The sequence below is a fragment of the Sphingomonas sp. genome, from assembly GCF_025353885.1.
Lineage (GTDB): Bacteria > Pseudomonadota > Alphaproteobacteria > Sphingomonadales > Sphingomonadaceae > Sphingomonas_O.
The window spans coordinates 19,357-34,639 of the sequence record NZ_JANXNX010000103.1; the positions used below are offsets into that span (position 1 = coordinate 19,357).

General features: G+C 62.6%; 11 protein-coding genes. 8 read left to right on the forward strand and 3 right to left on the reverse strand.

The window, feature by feature from the left end:
- The first annotated feature begins 131 nt into the window (after window positions 1-131).
- Genes Q0R02_RS11380 through Q0R02_RS11395 form a run of 4 tightly spaced genes read left to right on the forward strand, consistent with a single transcriptional unit; the run spans window position 132 to window position 5,960 of the window.
- Window positions 132-2,279 (forward strand): GNVR domain-containing protein, encoded by a 2,148-nt coding sequence (locus Q0R02_RS11380; RefSeq protein ID WP_293883614.1) that lies wholly within the window; start codon window positions 132-134, stop codon window positions 2,277-2,279.
- Complete coding sequence (locus tag Q0R02_RS11385; RefSeq protein WP_293883616.1) at window positions 2,276-3,391, forward strand: acyltransferase; 1,116 nt, start codon at window positions 2,276-2,278, stop codon at window positions 3,389-3,391. Before Q0R02_RS11380 ends, Q0R02_RS11385 begins: the two co-directional genes overlap by 4 nt.
- Before the next feature lie 2 nt (window positions 3,392-3,393).
- Complete coding sequence (locus Q0R02_RS11390; RefSeq protein ID WP_293883618.1) at window positions 3,394-4,743, forward strand: oligosaccharide flippase family protein; 1,350 nt, start codon at window positions 3,394-3,396, stop codon at window positions 4,741-4,743.
- Window positions 4,740-5,960, forward strand: a complete 1,221-nt coding sequence (locus Q0R02_RS11395; RefSeq protein ID WP_293883620.1) for a glycosyltransferase — start codon at window positions 4,740-4,742, stop codon at window positions 5,958-5,960. Before Q0R02_RS11390 ends, Q0R02_RS11395 begins: the two co-directional genes overlap by 4 nt.
- On the opposite strand, the gene Q0R02_RS11400 is transcribed toward Q0R02_RS11395, so the two are convergent.
- From Q0R02_RS11400 to Q0R02_RS11410, 3 genes are read right to left on the reverse strand one after another with little or no spacing between them, the layout of a single operon-like run.
- Window positions 5,894-7,297 carry an O-antigen ligase gene (locus Q0R02_RS11400; RefSeq protein WP_293883622.1) on the reverse strand — a complete coding sequence of 468 codons (1,404 nt, stop codon included), beginning with the start codon at window positions 7,295-7,297 and terminating at the stop codon, window positions 5,894-5,896. The two genes, Q0R02_RS11395 and Q0R02_RS11400, sit on opposite strands and share 67 nt — an antisense overlap.
- Window positions 7,298-7,299: 2 nt before the next feature.
- The gene (locus Q0R02_RS11405; protein ID WP_293883624.1) at window positions 7,300-8,433 is read right to left on the reverse strand and encodes an endo-1,4-beta-xylanase; all 1,134 of its coding nucleotides are present in this window, start codon (window positions 8,431-8,433) and stop codon (window positions 7,300-7,302) included.
- A 49-nt stretch (window positions 8,434-8,482) separates the two neighbouring features.
- Window positions 8,483-9,424 (reverse strand): glycosyltransferase family A protein, encoded by a 942-nt coding sequence (locus Q0R02_RS11410; protein WP_293883626.1) that lies wholly within the window; start codon window positions 9,422-9,424, stop codon window positions 8,483-8,485.
- 404 nt (window positions 9,425-9,828) lie between these two features.
- Between Q0R02_RS11410 and Q0R02_RS11415 the strand changes: the two genes are divergently transcribed.
- The 4 genes from Q0R02_RS11415 to Q0R02_RS11430 all read left to right on the forward strand — a co-directional run.
- A complete protein-coding gene (locus tag Q0R02_RS11415) occupies window positions 9,829-11,655 on the forward strand; it encodes a heparin lyase I family protein (RefSeq protein WP_293883628.1) in 1,827 nt (608 codons plus the stop codon).
- A gap of 86 nt (window positions 11,656-11,741) precedes the next feature.
- Entirely contained in the window at window positions 11,742-13,472 is a 1,731-nt protein-coding gene (locus Q0R02_RS11420; protein WP_293883630.1) for a type I secretion system permease/ATPase, read from the forward strand.
- Window positions 13,469-14,821, forward strand: coding sequence for an HlyD family type I secretion periplasmic adaptor subunit (locus Q0R02_RS11425; protein WP_293883632.1), 1,353 nt, complete (start codon window positions 13,469-13,471; stop codon window positions 14,819-14,821). The genes Q0R02_RS11420 and Q0R02_RS11425 overlap by 4 nt, the downstream gene beginning before the upstream one ends.
- A gap of 39 nt (window positions 14,822-14,860) precedes the next feature.
- Window positions 14,861-15,283: DoxX family protein (locus tag Q0R02_RS11430; protein ID WP_367271464.1), on the forward strand; the 423-nt coding region annotated here is incomplete at its 3' end.

Below are 15,283 nucleotides of genomic sequence, written 5' to 3' on the forward strand. Positions count from 1 at the left end.
GGTCGACGGGCTATGTAGCCGCTCCTGCAACCAATGATCGCCAAACCATAAAATATGGGGCGACAGACAAGGCGCCCGGTCTATGATGTCATTGTTCGAAACGACGCAAAGGTCGGGAGTAGCGCGCTAAAATGGTTAAGGATAAGGCTCCGTTCGCACAGTCCGGCCTCGCTCCCGAATGGCGCAAGGCGGTGTCTTTTGAACCCTCGATCCTCTGGATGATCCTCCAGCGGCGCGCCCGGACGGCGGGTATCGTGGCGGCGGTCGTGGCGATTGCGGTGATGGGATTTTACGCGACGTTGAAGCCGACATATTCGGCGACGGCGCAGATCGCGGTCAACACGCAGCGGGCCAACGTCGTCGACGCGCGGACCGAGGCGCTGACCGAGGATCAGCCGACCACATTTGCCGTCGACACCCAGGTCGAGGTTTTGCGGTCGCGCGATCTGGCGCGCAGCGTCGTCAACGTCCTGCACCTTGAACGCGATCCCGAATTCGTGAAGCCATCGCTGATCGGATCGCCCGCTGCGGCGCAGGCGGCAACCGATGCGCTGATCAATAAGGTAAAGGTCTCGCGTTCGGGCAACGCCTTTGCCATCAACATCACCGCCGAATCGCATGATTCGGAGACTGCGGCAAAGATCGCCAACACCGTGGTCGGCCAATATCTGGGCGGCCAGATGGCGTTCAAGACCGGCACGACCCAGTCGGCCACGCGGATGCTGGGGAGTCGGCTGACAGAGTTGCGCGGGCAGGTTTCGCAGGCGGAAACCGCGGTCCAGCAATATCGCAACCAGCACGGGCTGTTGAACAGTTCGAAGGATGAGACGAGCACCCAGATGGAGCTCGACCGGATCGGCGGCCAGCTGGCCACCGCACAGGCGGACCTTGCGGAGAAGCGCGCGTCGGCATCGACTGCCCGAACGCAGGAACAGGGTGCGAGCTCTGGACAGGACGTCAGCCAGGCGCTGACCTCCGACGTGATCGTGCAGCTTCGCCGCCAGCGCGCCGACATCGGTGCCAATGTCGCTCAGTTGCAACAGCGTTATGCCGACAAATATCCGGCGCTTGTCGAGGCGCGCAGCCAGCTTGCCGACATCGACCGCGAGATTAATGCCGAAGTCGCGCGGATCATTTCGGGGATGCAGGGCAGCGCCAGCGCGTCGGCCGGGCGGGTCGCGTCATTGCAGGGCACAGTCAACCAGACCCGGGCGCAACTGGCCGCCAACGGTGCCGCCGGGGTCAAGCTGGCCGAGCTGGAGCGCAATGCCGAGGCGGTGCGGACGTTGTATGAAACCTATCTCGCCCGCTATCGCCAGACGAGCACGCAGGAGGGGCTGGAAACCAGCGACGCCCGCGTCGTGTCCAACGCCGTGGCCCCGCCGCGTCCGAGCGAACCCAAGCTCAGCATCTTCCTGATCATCGCCCTGACGGCGGCGCTGGGTGCGGCGGCGGCGGCGGTGGCGATCCGGGAACTGCTGGACCAGACGTTGCGGACGCCCGATGCGATCAAGGAAAGCATCGGCCTGACGACGCTGGCCAGCGTGCCCAGTTTCAAATCGGCGCTGGGCGCGGCGTCGCTGCGCGGCAAGACTCCGCGCGAACTGGTGCTCGATTATCCGTTTTCGGCCTTTACCGAGAGCCTGCGGATGTTGCGGACCGGCATTTCGACCGACAATAGCGATGCCAAGGTGGTCGTCATCACATCGACCCTGCCAGGCGAAGGCAAGACGACGGTCTCTGAATGCCTGGCCCATGTGGCGGCGATCGGCGGTGAGCGCGCGATCCTGATCCAGTGCGACACGCGACGCGACGTCGGTGGGCTGGCCGCCAGTCGTCCGGAGGCCGGGCTGCTGGAGGTTTTAAGCGGCGATGTGCCCTTGGCGTCGGCGCTGCAGATCGACGATCGATCGGGGCTGTTCGTCCTGCCCTTGTCGAACCAGCCGTTGCGGCCCTCCGACGAGCTTGGGGGCACCAACATGGATGCGCTGCTGGTCGAACTGCGGCGGGAATTCGACCTGATCGTGATCGACACGGCTCCGGTCCTTGCCATTGCCGAAACCCGACGGCTCGCCATCAAGGGCGATGCCGTGTGCCTGTTGGTGCGCTGGGGCAAGACGCCGTCCAATGCGGCCAATACCGCCGCGCAACTGCTGCGCGACGCCGGTGCCCCGCTGGTCGGTGCGGCGCTGTCGCATGTCGACCTCGACAAGCAACCCCAGTGGAGCCGGAACGATCCGAGCGCCTATTTCCATAGCATGACAGCCTATTACGCGTGATCGCGGCGCTGGCGCCTGAGGGTCCGGCGGGATCGGTGCGCCCGGCCGGCGGGGTGCCCGAAGGGGTGATCCTGCGGCTTCAGTCGTTGCGGTTCGTGGCGGCCGCGCTGGTGCTGGTCGGCCATACCCTGATGGAAATGGTGCAGCACAACCTCGACGAGGGTGCGCTGGCCGCGGCGCAGGGCGTGCCGTGGGGCATCGGCGTCGACATATTTTTCGTGATCAGCGGGTTCATCATCACAACGGCGTCGATCCAGCGACCGTCGACCCCGGGCGCGGTCGGTGATTTTCTGCTCCACCGGATTGTCCGGGTATGGCCGACCTACGCCTTTTTCACGGCTCTGATGGTGGCGGCGACGCTGGCTGTGCCCAGCTTCCTGAAACATGCGCGGCTCGATCCGCAACACATCGTCGCGTCGCTGACTTTCGTGCCATGGCCACGGCCCGACGATGGCCGATACTATCCGCTGCTGGGTCAGGGCTGGACACTGAATTACGAGATGTTCTTTTATGTCTCGTTTGCGGTCGTGCTGTTCCTGCCGGCGCGGTTCCGGGTGCTGGCGCTATGGGTGGGCGGGATGGCGTTGATAGCAGCGGGTCAGCTGTTCGCGCTGCCGCAACCACTGGCTTTCTACGCCCATCCGGTCATCGCGGAATTCCTGTTCGGCGTGGCGCTGAGCGTCGGCTATCGTCGGCTGCCCGGCAGCCCCATGCTCGGGCTGGGCTTGATCACCGCTGCGATCGTGTTCCTGTCGCTGGTGCCGGTCGATACTGAAGTGCCGTCGCGCGCGCTGTTCGCTGGCATCCCGGCGGCGGCGATCGTGGCGGGCGTGCTTCTGCTCGGCCAGCGGGGAGAGCGGGTGTTGGGGGGCAGGCTGCCGGTGCTGCTCGGCAATGCATCCTATGCGCTTTACCTCAGCCACACGTTCGTCGTGAACGCCGTGCTGTGGGTGATGATGCGGATTTTTCACCCGGTGCCGCCGATGCTGTTCCTGGCTGTGGCGTTCGTGGGGGCGTCGGTAGTGTCGATCGTCGCGTATCGGCTGGTCGAGCAACCCGCCCTGCGCCTGCTGAAACCGCGCGTCCGGGCGTTGCGCTGGCGGACTGACTGAAGATGCGCACGGTAGGGGTTTCCGCGTTTGCGAGCCGGTTTTTCTGGTCGATCAGCAGTTTCGTCTCGTCTTACGGGTTTCGCCTGTTATCCAATGTCGTGCTCACGCGCCTGTTGGACCCCAGCGTCTTTGGCGTCATGGTGGTCGTCAACGCGATGCGGCTGGGCATTGAAATCCTGACCGACGTGGGGATCGAACAGAATATCGTCCGGCACAAGGACGGGCTCACGCCGACCTTTTTCAACACCGCGTGGACGATGCAGATCATTCGTGGGACCGGCCTGTCGGTGCTGTTCCTGGCGCTGGCACCACTGCTGGGACGGTTCTATGCCATCGACTACCGGATATTTCTGGTCGTGGCGTTTGCGCCGCTGCTGAATTCGCTGCACTCGACCGCCATTTTTGCGCTGGTCAAGAATCTGGAGGTCAAGAAGCGCACTCTCTTCGAGTTTCGTGCCGAATTGACCGGGTTCGTGGCAGCGGTCGGCTTTGCCCTGATCACGCCGACGGTCTGGGCGCTCGTGTTCGGAACCTTGGTGTCGATCGCGACGCGCTCGCTGCTGAGTTACCGACTGCCCCATCCCCCGCACAAACTGATGCTGGACCGCGGCTATGTCGGCGAGATCATTCACTTCGGACGCTGGATCATGGTGTCCTCGCTGGTCATGTTCGCGGCCGGGAACCTCGACCGGCTGACGTTGGGTGCGATTGCGCCGCTTGCGCTGCTGGGTATCTATGGGCTTGCGCGCACCATCGCCGAAATTCCTGCATTGATGGCGCGACGGCTGACCTACCAGATCATCTTCCCCATGCTGGCCGCCGAACGCACGAAGGGCAACGACACGATCCTGTCTAATTTGGGCCCGCAGCGGTTGCGGCTGGTGCTGGCGGGCGCGGTGTTGATGGGGATCGGTGCGGGTTCGGGAGACTGGGCGATCAACATCCTCTACGACCCGCGCTATGCCCAGGCGGGCTGGATGCTGTCGTTGCTGTTGTTTGCAAGCTGGTTTTCGATCCTGTCCAACCTCAACGAGGGGCTGCTGATGGGTTCGGGCAAACCCGCCTATGAAAGCGGCGCGAACGTGTTGCGCTTTGCGATCCTCGCGGCAGGGCTGTGGTATGGCTATCAGCTTGCGCACTTCGTCGGTGCGATCGCGGCGATCATCGCGAGCGAGCTGGGCCGCTACCTGTTCGTGTCGGTAGGGCAACGGCGCATGAAGCTGTCCTTCATCGGCCAGGACGCGCTTGCGACGATCGTGCTGGTCGTCGCTGCGGGATGCTGGATCGCGGGGCGCCATGCTCTGGGCTTCGGCGTGCCCTGGGATATGATGACGGGATCGTTCAGCCGATGAGCGACAAATCGAAGCGCATCCTGTTCGTCCAGCCTGGCGGAGATTATCGCGCGGCCTATCACCGGCTGATCGAGACCGGGACCGAAACCTATTACGGGCACCGTTATGTTCTCAGCATATTGGAAGCACTGCTGGCCGAGGGTGAGGTCGCGATGATGTGCTGCCGGACCGAGGAACGCTATGTCGATGTCCTGCCCAACGGCGTGACCGTGATCGGTGCGGCGGCGCACCCGCGCAAGGGCGCTGCGGACATCAGGCGCCAGATGGCGGCGTGGAATCCCACCCATGTCGTGGTGCTCGGCCCGATGAGCCCGCTGATCCGCTGGGCGATCAGGACCAACCGTCGCGTGATCTGCCAGCTGGCCGATTCCTTCAACTACGGCATGCTGACGCTGTTGCGCAAACACGGGCTGCTGGCGCGCCTCCTGAACGACCGACGGGTCGAATGGGTGACGAACCACGGTGTCAACGCCTGCCGATCGCTGGCGGGGATTGGCGTCGATCCGGACAAGATCATAGCCTGGGATTACCCCCACGTCAGGCGGCCCGACGACCTGCCGCCCCGCACCGATGGCGGCACCGGGGGCAAGGGGCTGCTGTATGTTGGCACGATCCAGCCCGACAAGGGCGTGGGCGACGTAATCGATGCCATCGCCGAACTCCGCCGGCGCGGCACCCCTGCCCGCTTGCGGATCGTCGGCGCGGGCCAGGTCGATCGGTTCAGGGCGCTGGCCGAGCAACGCGGCGTCGCTGGCGACGTCGACTTTCTGGGTCTGGTCACCAATGCCGACGTGTTCGCGCTCATGCGCGAGGCATCGGCCATCGTCGTGCCGAGCCGACATGTTTATCCCGAGGGCCTGCCACTGACGATCTACGAAGCGCTGTGTGCGCGGACGCCGATCATCGCGTCGGACCACCCGATGTTTTCAGGACATCTGGTCCACCGCAAAAGTGCGCTGGTCTTCAGGGCAGGCCAAGCCACGGAATTGGCAGATCAGTTCACGGACTTACTGAGTGATCCGGACCTGTATGCGCGTTTATCGGAAAGTGCGCCGGAGACCTGGAGGCGCATGCAGAACCCCGTCAAGTGGGGCGATGTGATCAGATACTGGATTGCGGATGATACCGCCAGCCGGACGTGGCTATCCGATCACCGGCTGGAGGCAATTGCAGGCACGGGATCGGTGGAAATCCGCGCGCCTTTGCCGAGTCGATAGCTCTTGGGCGGTTTCTCGGCGATACCGCCGACGCCCGGCACTTCCTCCTCCGCAGGTGCAAAATTGCGGTAAACCAGCAGTCCGAGTGAGGTGTAGGCCAGCGCCGCAAACGCGCCGAGGGGCTTGTCCTGCGATTCGCTGAACATGGCGATCAGCCATGCGACGATGATGCCGAAGCTGGTAAACGCTGCCGCACGCGTCGCGCCGCCGACCAGATACATGCGCCGGGCGACAATAGCTGCGGTAACGAAGGTTGCCACGAACAACAGCAGGCCGATAAACCCGGTGCTCAGGATGATGTTCAGATACCCGTTATGCGGGTCGAACAGCGCGAAACGCCGAAACAGTTCGACCATGAAATCGCCATAGGTCGTCGAAGCGTAGCCAAAGCCTGTCAGCGGACGCTTTGCGATGGCATCGGGCGCGATCTCCCAGATCGACGTCCGCCCGGTGAACGTCATGTCACGACCGAACAGCCCGAGGATCGTTTCGAGTTGCGAATAGATCACGATGAACATCGGCACGATGACCAGTGCCAGAATCGTCCGCTGGATCGCATTCGTCATCAGCACCGCCCCGACGACGAACGGCGTCGCCGCGACAATCGCAAGCGCGGTCGCTGAATCGCTTTTGACGATCATCACCATCAACAGCGCGAACTGGACGATTCGAAACACGATCGATGGCAACACCTTGCGCCCGGCGAGCATCGTGGTCACCGCATAGGCCGCGCACATCCCGCCAAAGATGTTCTTGTGCGGATAGACGCCACGCCAGGCACCGGCGTGGACCGATTGGGCGGCATCGCTCTGCTGGTGAACCCCGAAATGCGGCATCGCAAAGATGTAGATCAGCGAAAACCCGATCATGAATGCCCCTGCATACACAAAGCTGCGCGCAAACAGGTGCGGCGGCAATCGCAGCGCGAGGCAAAAACCGGTGATGATCAGGGGGAACAGGGCAAACAGTCCGTTGAGCGTCGAACTGAACGTGTCGGTCCACATCAGGGACAGCGTCGCCCAACCCGCAAACAGGAGGATGGGCGTCATGCGCGAAAGCCGTGTGACGGCAGTCCGCCAATAGGGCGCCACGCTGAGCATGGCAGCCAGCGCCACCGCGACCCGAAGAACGTAAAGCAGGACGCCCGACCCTTCGGTGCGGCGCATCGTCGACATGTCGCGCGCAATCTCGCGAGAGGGATCGATGCCGGTAAGTTGATAGACGAACGGACTGGTCAGCAGGAATATGCACAGGCCCCAGAACCATATCTCGCGTTCGGAAGGGCCACGGGGAGCGTCGGTTTCCAAAGCTCCCGCCAATTCCGCGCCGTCAGCCACGATCATCGCCGCGCCGTTTCCCGGAACGCATCGAGCATCGCATGCAGCATCGGCTTGGGCTGGCCATCATCGTCGAACAACAACGGCGCGTCGCCGGTGGTCGGGAACGGGTCGTGCCGCAGCCAGGAGTCGCGGTCGCGAACGCCCCATATCGTGATCGCATACTGCTGTTTCTCGGGCAATTTTGCATAGGCGCGCACCAGTTCTGCGGCGCGATCGGCCTGCAACGCGCTTTTGGTCGCTGCGGTGCGAAGGTCGACACTGCGATGGCCGTAGGAAATGTCCAGTTCGGAGACGTGGACCGGCAACCCGAAACTCGCCAGGTCCTTGATCGTGTCGGTCAGGGCACCCGTCGGAAGGTCGATCTTGACATGAGTCTGCGTCCCGATACCGTTGAGTTTCGCCCCGCGCTTCAGCAAGCGTTCGACCAGCGCCATGAACAAGCGCCGCTTGCCGGGTTCCTCAAGGCCATAGTCGTTAATGAAACGCCGTGATTCGGGTGCGGCACGATGGGCATGGTCAAACGCATCGACCATATAATCCTCGGCCCCGAGCACCCTGCTCCACAGGCAATCTCGCAAGCCAGTGCCGTCGTGCGTGACGGGCTCGTTGACGACATCCCACCCCCGCGCGCGGTTGCGGTAGTGCGTGACCGTTTCGGTTATATAGCGCTTGTAAAGCGCGGCAAAGGCAATGCGATCGCCCTCGATCCGCTTGAACGCTTCGGGCTCGCTCTTGTACCAGACAAGTGTGTGGCCGTGCAGCGCCATGTTGTTGGCCGCGGCGTAGTCCGCCACAAGGTCGGCCTGTGTATAGTCGAACTGGCCGCTGGTGCGCACGATGGGCCCCATCTTCATTTCGTATCCCGGCGTGACCTGCGAGAAGTTGGCCTTGAACAGCGCCATCAACGTCGGGTCGTTGAGGTCGGCGCTGTTGAGCGCGCCGCCGATCGGAAAGCGCGCTACGCTGGACAAGGGAACCAGCGGCCCATGGCTACCCTCAGCCCCCGCCCCGATCGACCGCTCGCTACATGCGACGCAGGCCATGGCCGATCCGATGAATATCCGTCGCGAAAGCATGCCGGTCACGGTGCTACGAGGGGAAACGACCCGTGGATCCTGCATGACTTCCACCATTCCCATCTATCCAGAACTGCAGTGCAGCATAGCGAGCGAGGGTAAGGGGTCAATTCTGCGCCGATTTTCGCTGACCCAGAAGAGCAGCCCTGGCACGTTGATAAGTCGAGTCCGGCAGCATCGTGCGCACCAGCAACGATCCGGCGAAGCGCGGCGACATCGCCCCCGCCGCAACCGCGCGCACGATCCGGACCAGGCCATCGACCGGGTTCCTGCGCAAGATCGCTGGCCCGAGGTAGCGAATCTCATAAGCCTGCAACGCCTTGGCCGACAACACGCCCCCGACCGCCGCCATGAAACGCGCGCCGGTTGCCAGCGTCTTGTCGTTGCTGAGACGCCCGGAACGAAGGTCGTTGTTATAGATCGTCAGCGGTGCGTCGATGAGCAGGTATTCGGCCCCCAGCGCGCAGAGGTCGATCGCAAAAAGATGATCTTCCCCGGTCGGCAGGTCGCGCCATGCCGCCCGGCGCGCCAGTCCCGCGCCCACCAGGAAACTGCTGGTCTGGCAGAAGCCGCCCTGCACGAAGATAAATTCATCCATGCGTTCGTCGGGACGTTTTCCCCTCACGGGCCGGAGGACGTGGCGGCCGTCAGCCAGGTTCACGATCGTGCCGGTGACGCAGAAGACTTTATCGGGGTCGGGGCGGGCCATCATCCCAGCAAGCTGGCGCTCCAGCTTGGTCGGCAGCCAACTGTCGTCGTGATCGAGGAAAGCGATGAAGCGACCCCGGGCATTAGCGATCCCGGTGTTGCGGGCCGCCGTTGCGCCGCCGTTTTCGGCATGACGGACCAACCTGATCCGCGGGTCCGGCCCGGCATGCGCCAGTTCGGTCGCGACGTCGTCGGGCGAACAATCGTCGACAACGATGACTTCAAAATCGGTCATTGTCTGCGCCAGGACGGACTTGACCGCATCCGCCAGGAAACCCCTCACCGCATAGGCTGGGATAACGATACTGACCAGCGGGGGCACTTCGGCGACAGTGTTCATCAAGGCCCTTCCAGCGTCCGAACCCGGGATAAAGCAGGCTTTGCGGGAAATCGAGCAAATCCGGTCGCGCGAACTGGCCGGACTATCTCACGGCGGTCGCGGCGAAGCTCATGGCATGGCATGGCGACCGTGGGTCCGGGGCAAAAAATATGATCGTAAAATATCATTTGTTAGATTCGCGCGCCGACAGCGGTGATCCGCCGGTGGGAAATGACGCTTAATGCGCTGGAAACTACGCACGCTGGTGCATCCTTAAAGGGTGGCGGGTAAATCCGGCATCGTAGCAGCGGCAGATTATCGGGACCACGCTCACGCCAAGGAGGCTTCCGGCACATCCAGTGTCTGGGGCTCGGCAAGACGGGTCGACGATCATTTCGCAATCTTGAAAGCGAGAAATTTTCACCATGAGCACTATTGCCCTGAACTGGCGCGCGCAGAATTCGGGTAACAGCTGGAGCCTGCAATCGAATGGCGACGTCAATCGTTTTGAGGTTCGCAACGGCGATCATTGGACCGGCGACAACGGCCTGCCCAAGGAACGTTCGGAGGCTTATGATCCGACCAAGTTCATCGCGGGCAAGACTTACGAGATATCGTTCGGGCTGATGATCGAGCCAGGCGCCAAGAATTCGGCGTCATGGATGACACTGATGCAGATCCAGTCGACGCCCGATGCCGGGGAACAGGGCCATAGCCCGCCGTTCGCTCTCGAGATGGTCGGCGAGAAAATGCGGATCGTGACGCGCGATTCAGCCGCCGCGAATTCGACCGCCGCCGATACGCATTACATCAATCAATATACCGACACCGCCAACATCCAACGCGGTCATTACTACGACTTCAAGGTCAGCGCGACCTTCGATGCTTTTGGCAAGGGGCATCTGGTGGTGACGCGCGATGGTCAGCAACTGGTCGACTATACCGGCGCTTTCGGTTTCAACGATGTTGTCGGCGGCTACCTCAAAGAAGGCATTTACCGCGCCAGCGGTGCCGCAGAGACGATTGCAGTCGATTACAAGAACCTGAAGGTTTCGCTGATCGATACCGTCGTCGACACGACCATGCGTGGCACCGACCAGAACAACCTTTTGGACGCCGGGATGGCGAGCCATTTGCTGATGGGCGGCAAGGGCGATGACACCTACCAGGTCAACAACACCAGCCAGCACGTCGTCGAACTGGCCGGACAGGGCGTCGATACCGTGCTTACTAGCGTCAGCTATTCACTGGATAGCGGGCAGGAAATCGAAAACCTTCAAGCGCGGGATATCTCGGCGACCACCGCGCTAAACCTGACCGGCAACGAGTTCGCCAACACGCTGGTCGGGAACGCGGGTGCCAACGTGCTGGACGGCGGCGGCGGGGCGGACCGCCTGGTCGGTGGTGCAGGCAACGACACCTACATCGTCGACCATGTCGGTGATGTCGTTGTCGAAGACCGCACCGGCGGCATCGACACAGTGATCTCATCGGTGAGCTATACGCTTGGTGCAAATGTCGAAAATCTGACGTTTTCGGGCAGCGATGCACTGACCGCGCGGGGCAACGCGATGGCCAATGTCATTATCGGTAACGATGCGGCAAATGTCATCGATGGCAAGGGCGGCGGGGACACGATGTCCGGCCACGGCGGCGACGATATCTATTTTGTGTACGGCAATGACGACAAAGTAATCGAAGGGCACGATGGCGGCACCGACACGGTTCTTGCCATCAACAGCTATGCGCTTCCCGCGGGGCAAGAGATCGAAAGACTGCAGGCCGCCGCGACCAGTAGCAACATCAATCTGACCGGCAATGAATTCGATAATTATATCGTCGGCAATGCCTTTAACAATATTCTCGACGGCGGCGCGGGCAACGACCTGCTGGTGGGAGGGGCCGGTGCCGACCAGCTGCGCGGGGGAACGGGCAAGGACGTGTTCGTATTCCGTGACGGCGACCTTGGTAAGACATCGGACACGACCGATATCATCCTAGATTTCAGTCACGCCCAGGGCGACAGGATCGACCTGAGCCGGCTCGATGCCAACACGCTGGTCAGTGGCGATCAGGCGTTTGTGCTGCGCGCGTCGGGTGACGCGCATATCGCGGGCACGATGTGGCTGGTCCAGGACGGCAACACGACAACGGTGCATCTCGACACCAACGGCGATGGAATCGCTGACCAGTTGCTGCAGGTCGTCAGCCCGTTTGACAATCATCTCGTCGCAAACGACTTTGCCTTCTGAAACTCCCATGGTTTCGTTAACCGGGTGTAAGGCATTTGCGATCGATAGCTCTGGCAGGGGCGCGAATGCCTTGAGGGCTATCCAGAATGTCATTCGGCGGCAAACCAGTAACATTGAATCCGGTGCGCGCGGCGTTTCAGCGCTGTCGCAGGCATTTTATAGCAGCGGCGACCTTTGCCGCCGTTAGCAACCTGCTGCTGCTGACGCCTTCAATCTACATGATGCAGGTCTATGATCGCGTCCTGCCGACCCGAGGACTGGCTACGCTGGCGGTGCTCAGCGCGATTACCCTCTTCGCGCTGGCAACGCTCAGCCTGCTGGACTGGCTGCGCGCACGGGTGCTGGTGCAGGCCGGGGCGCAGATTGAGGACGATCTCGCCGAACGCACGCTGCATACGATCATGTCGCAGCCAGCTCTCACCCAGTCGCAACGGGCCGAGGCGCTCCGCGATCTCGATACCCTGCACCAGACAGTTGCGAGCCCCGCCACCAGCGCCCTGTTCGATGCGCCTTGGGCACCGATCTATATTCTCGCTGCCTTTCTGCTGCATCCAGCACTCGGTTTCCTGACCGTTGCGGCGGCGGTGCTGATGCTGGTGCTGGCGTGGCACAACGAACGCAGCGTCCGCCAGCCGGTCAGGGCCGCGCGCGAGGCCGCCAATACAGCCTATGCCCGGCAGGCCCAGATTTCGTCGCAGGCCTCCGAAGTTCGCGCGCTCGGTATGGTCTCCGCGCTTACACGACGCCAGATTGTGGATCGTGGCGTCGTCAGCAATCTGCGCATCGAGGCTAGCCTGATCGGCGGCACGCACAGCAGCATGATGCGTTTCGTGCGCTTGTCGCTGCAATCGGGCGCCCTTGCGCTCGGTGCGATCCTGGTCGTCGAAGGCAGTGTCTCGGGCAGTGCGGTCTTTGCCAGTTCGCTCCTACTGTCACGCGCGCTCCAGCCCATCGAACAGATCGTAGGATCATGGAAGTCGATCCTGCTTGCTCGGATCGCCCATGAAAAGCTGACCGCGCTGTTTTTCGAAATCCCCGAACGCGCGCGCACCCGCCTGCCCGCCCCGACCGGAGCGATCGAGGTCGAGCGACTGACCGTGGCCGATCCGATGTCGGGCCGCGTCGCCCTTGCCGATGTCAGTTTCACCGTCGCTGCCGGGCAGATCATCGGCATCGTCGGACTGAGCGGCGCGGGGAAATCGACGCTGCTGCGCGCTCTTTCCGGCGCGGTCCCACCGTCACGCGGACATGTCCGCTTTGACGGAGCATCGTCCGCCGACTGGGATCCCGATCAATTGGCCACTCAGATTGGCTATTTACCGCAGGATTTCATGCTGTTCCCGGGCACGGTGAAGGCGAACATCTCGCGGTTTCGGGGGCTGGTCAACGACGATCCTGACGGCATCGACGAAGCGGTCATCGCCGCCGCCCGGAAAATCGACGCGCACGAAATGATCCTGCGCCTTCCCGACGGTTACGACACGGTGATCGGCGCGGGCGGCATCGGAATGTCTGCGGGGCAGAGCCAGCGCATCGCGCTTGCGCGCGCGCTGTTCGGCAACCCGCGATTGCTGCTGCTCGACGAGCCCACCGCGCATCTCGACAGCCCGGCGCAACATGCTTTCGTCAAAACTTTGTCGATCCTGCGTCAGGAGCAGACGACAGTACTGTTCGCCACGCACAGCAGCGACGCACTGGCCTCCGTCGACAAGCTGCTCCTCTTGAAAGAGGGTCGGCTGGAGAAATACGGCAATCTGTCCGAAGCCCGGACGGTCAGCCGCCCGGTTTCACACGTTCCCCAAAAGGCAAGCCTGTGATCACCATCGATTATCTGCCGCAACCCGCCAGCCTGCCGGTGCGCGGCTTGCACGACGCGCGAACCGAAATCCGCATCGGGGCCGCGCTGATCGCGACGTTCGTCATCGGCTTCCTCGGCTGGTCGGCGCTCGCGCACCTCGACGCTGCCATCCACGTCCCCGGTGTCGTCCGAGTCGTCGGCAGTCGCCAGGCGGTGCAGAGCTTTGCAGGCGGAGTGGTGACCGGCATCCATGTCCGAGAGGGCGACCGCGTGAAGGCCGGGCAGATACTGGTCGACTTTGCCGATACCGAGGCGCTGTCGCTCGAGCGGTCCTTCGCCAGCCGGGTCATCGGCCTACAAGCTGAGATCGCGCGCATCGGGGCGGAACAGCATGGCGCGGCACGGATCGCCGCACCGCCCGAATGGTCGATCCTGAATGCCGACGAGCGAACCGCAGCCGACCAGGCGCTGGTCGCCGAACAGACAAATCTGGACGCCGGGCGCACCCTGATCGCTTCCGAACAGGCGGTGCTGCGCCAGCGAGTCAGACAGGTTGACTATCAGGTTGCGGGGTATCGGCAGCGTCAGACCGCCAATGTTCGCCAGAACGCGCTGAATGTCGACGAGTTGTCGGGCGTGCAGGAAATGTTCAAGAAAGGCTATGCGACCAAGACCAGGGTGCTCGCGCTGCAGCGTTCTGCTGCATCGATCACGGGCGACATCGGCTCGACCACCGCCGAAATTGCCCGACTGCGGTCCTCGGCGGGCGAAGCGCAATTGCAAATGCTGCAAATGGTCAATCAACGCGCGCAGCAGAATACCGAACGCCTGAGGCTTGCGCAGACCGAATTGCAGACGTTGCTGCCGCAATGGAGATCTGCGCGTGAGCAGCTCGCCTTGGCGGCGACCCGCGCGCCCGTTTCCGGCACCGTGCTGGGCCTGGTGGCAAACACCGTCGGTGGCGTCATGCCGCGCGGCCAACGTTTGATGGACATCGTTCCCGATTCGGATGCGCTCGAGATCGAGACACATATTGCCCCCAATGAAGCCGTTGAACTGCGCGGGGGGCAATCGGCTGACGTGCGGATCGGCGGGCTGCACGACAGCCAGGCTTCACTCCTCCACGGACAGGTGAGCCGGGTTTCCCCCGATACTATCGTCGACGAAAAGACCGGTTTATCCTATTACAATGTCATCGTGACCGTCCCGCGCGAAGCGTTGCGCGAGGCCAGTCGTCAGGCCGGTTTCAATGCCGTCAAACCCGGATCGGCGGTTGACGTCACGGTACTGCTAAAGTCACGCACGGCACTCGATTATTTTCTCAATCCGCTGCTATCGAGGTTGCGCCCGGCGCTTTCCGAGCAATAACAGGTTGCGTCGACGAACAGGACGCGCAACGGATGGCGGGTGACCAATTCACCTCGCATTGAGCGTTACCGCACCATTTTCCGCTACATATTGGCGGCGGCCTACGCCTTTGTCGGTTTCGTACACATCCGGTCGCCGGGCGGGTTCCTCGCCATCATCCCCGACTGGGTGCCGTACCCTGACAAAGTCATTCTGATCACCGGTGTCTGCGAAATCCTGGGTGCAATCGGGCTGCTGACGCCGCGGCTGCGCTATATCGCCGGGATCATGCTGGCGACCTATGCGGTGTGCGTGTTCCCGGCGAATATCAAGCACGCCTTCGAGGGGGTGGTGGTCGGCAATACCCGGCTTGACTGGTGGTATCACGGCCCGCGCTTGATGTTTCAGCCGGTCATCGTCTGGTGGGCGCTGTTCGTCGGCGGTGTGACCGACTGGCCTTTCCGGAAACATAAGGCGTTGGAC

Coding starts and splice junctions, on each gene's coding strand:
- Q0R02_RS11380 (WP_293883614.1), top strand. CDS start 132: ATGGTTAAGGATAAGGCTCCGTTCGCACAGTCCGGCCTCGCTCCCGAA.
- Q0R02_RS11410 (WP_293883626.1), bottom strand. CDS start 9,424: ATGAACACTGTCGCCGAAGTGCCCCCGCTGGTCAGTATCGTTATCCCA.
- Q0R02_RS11395 (WP_293883620.1), top strand. CDS start 4,740: ATGAGCGACAAATCGAAGCGCATCCTGTTCGTCCAGCCTGGCGGAGAT.
- Q0R02_RS11390 (WP_293883618.1), top strand. CDS start 3,394: ATGCGCACGGTAGGGGTTTCCGCGTTTGCGAGCCGGTTTTTCTGGTCG.
- Q0R02_RS11415 (WP_293883628.1), top strand. CDS start 9,829: ATGAGCACTATTGCCCTGAACTGGCGCGCGCAGAATTCGGGTAACAGC.
- Q0R02_RS11405 (WP_293883624.1), bottom strand. CDS start 8,433: ATGGTGGAAGTCATGCAGGATCCACGGGTCGTTTCCCCTCGTAGCACC.
- Q0R02_RS11420 (WP_293883630.1), top strand. CDS start 11,742: ATGTCATTCGGCGGCAAACCAGTAACATTGAATCCGGTGCGCGCGGCG.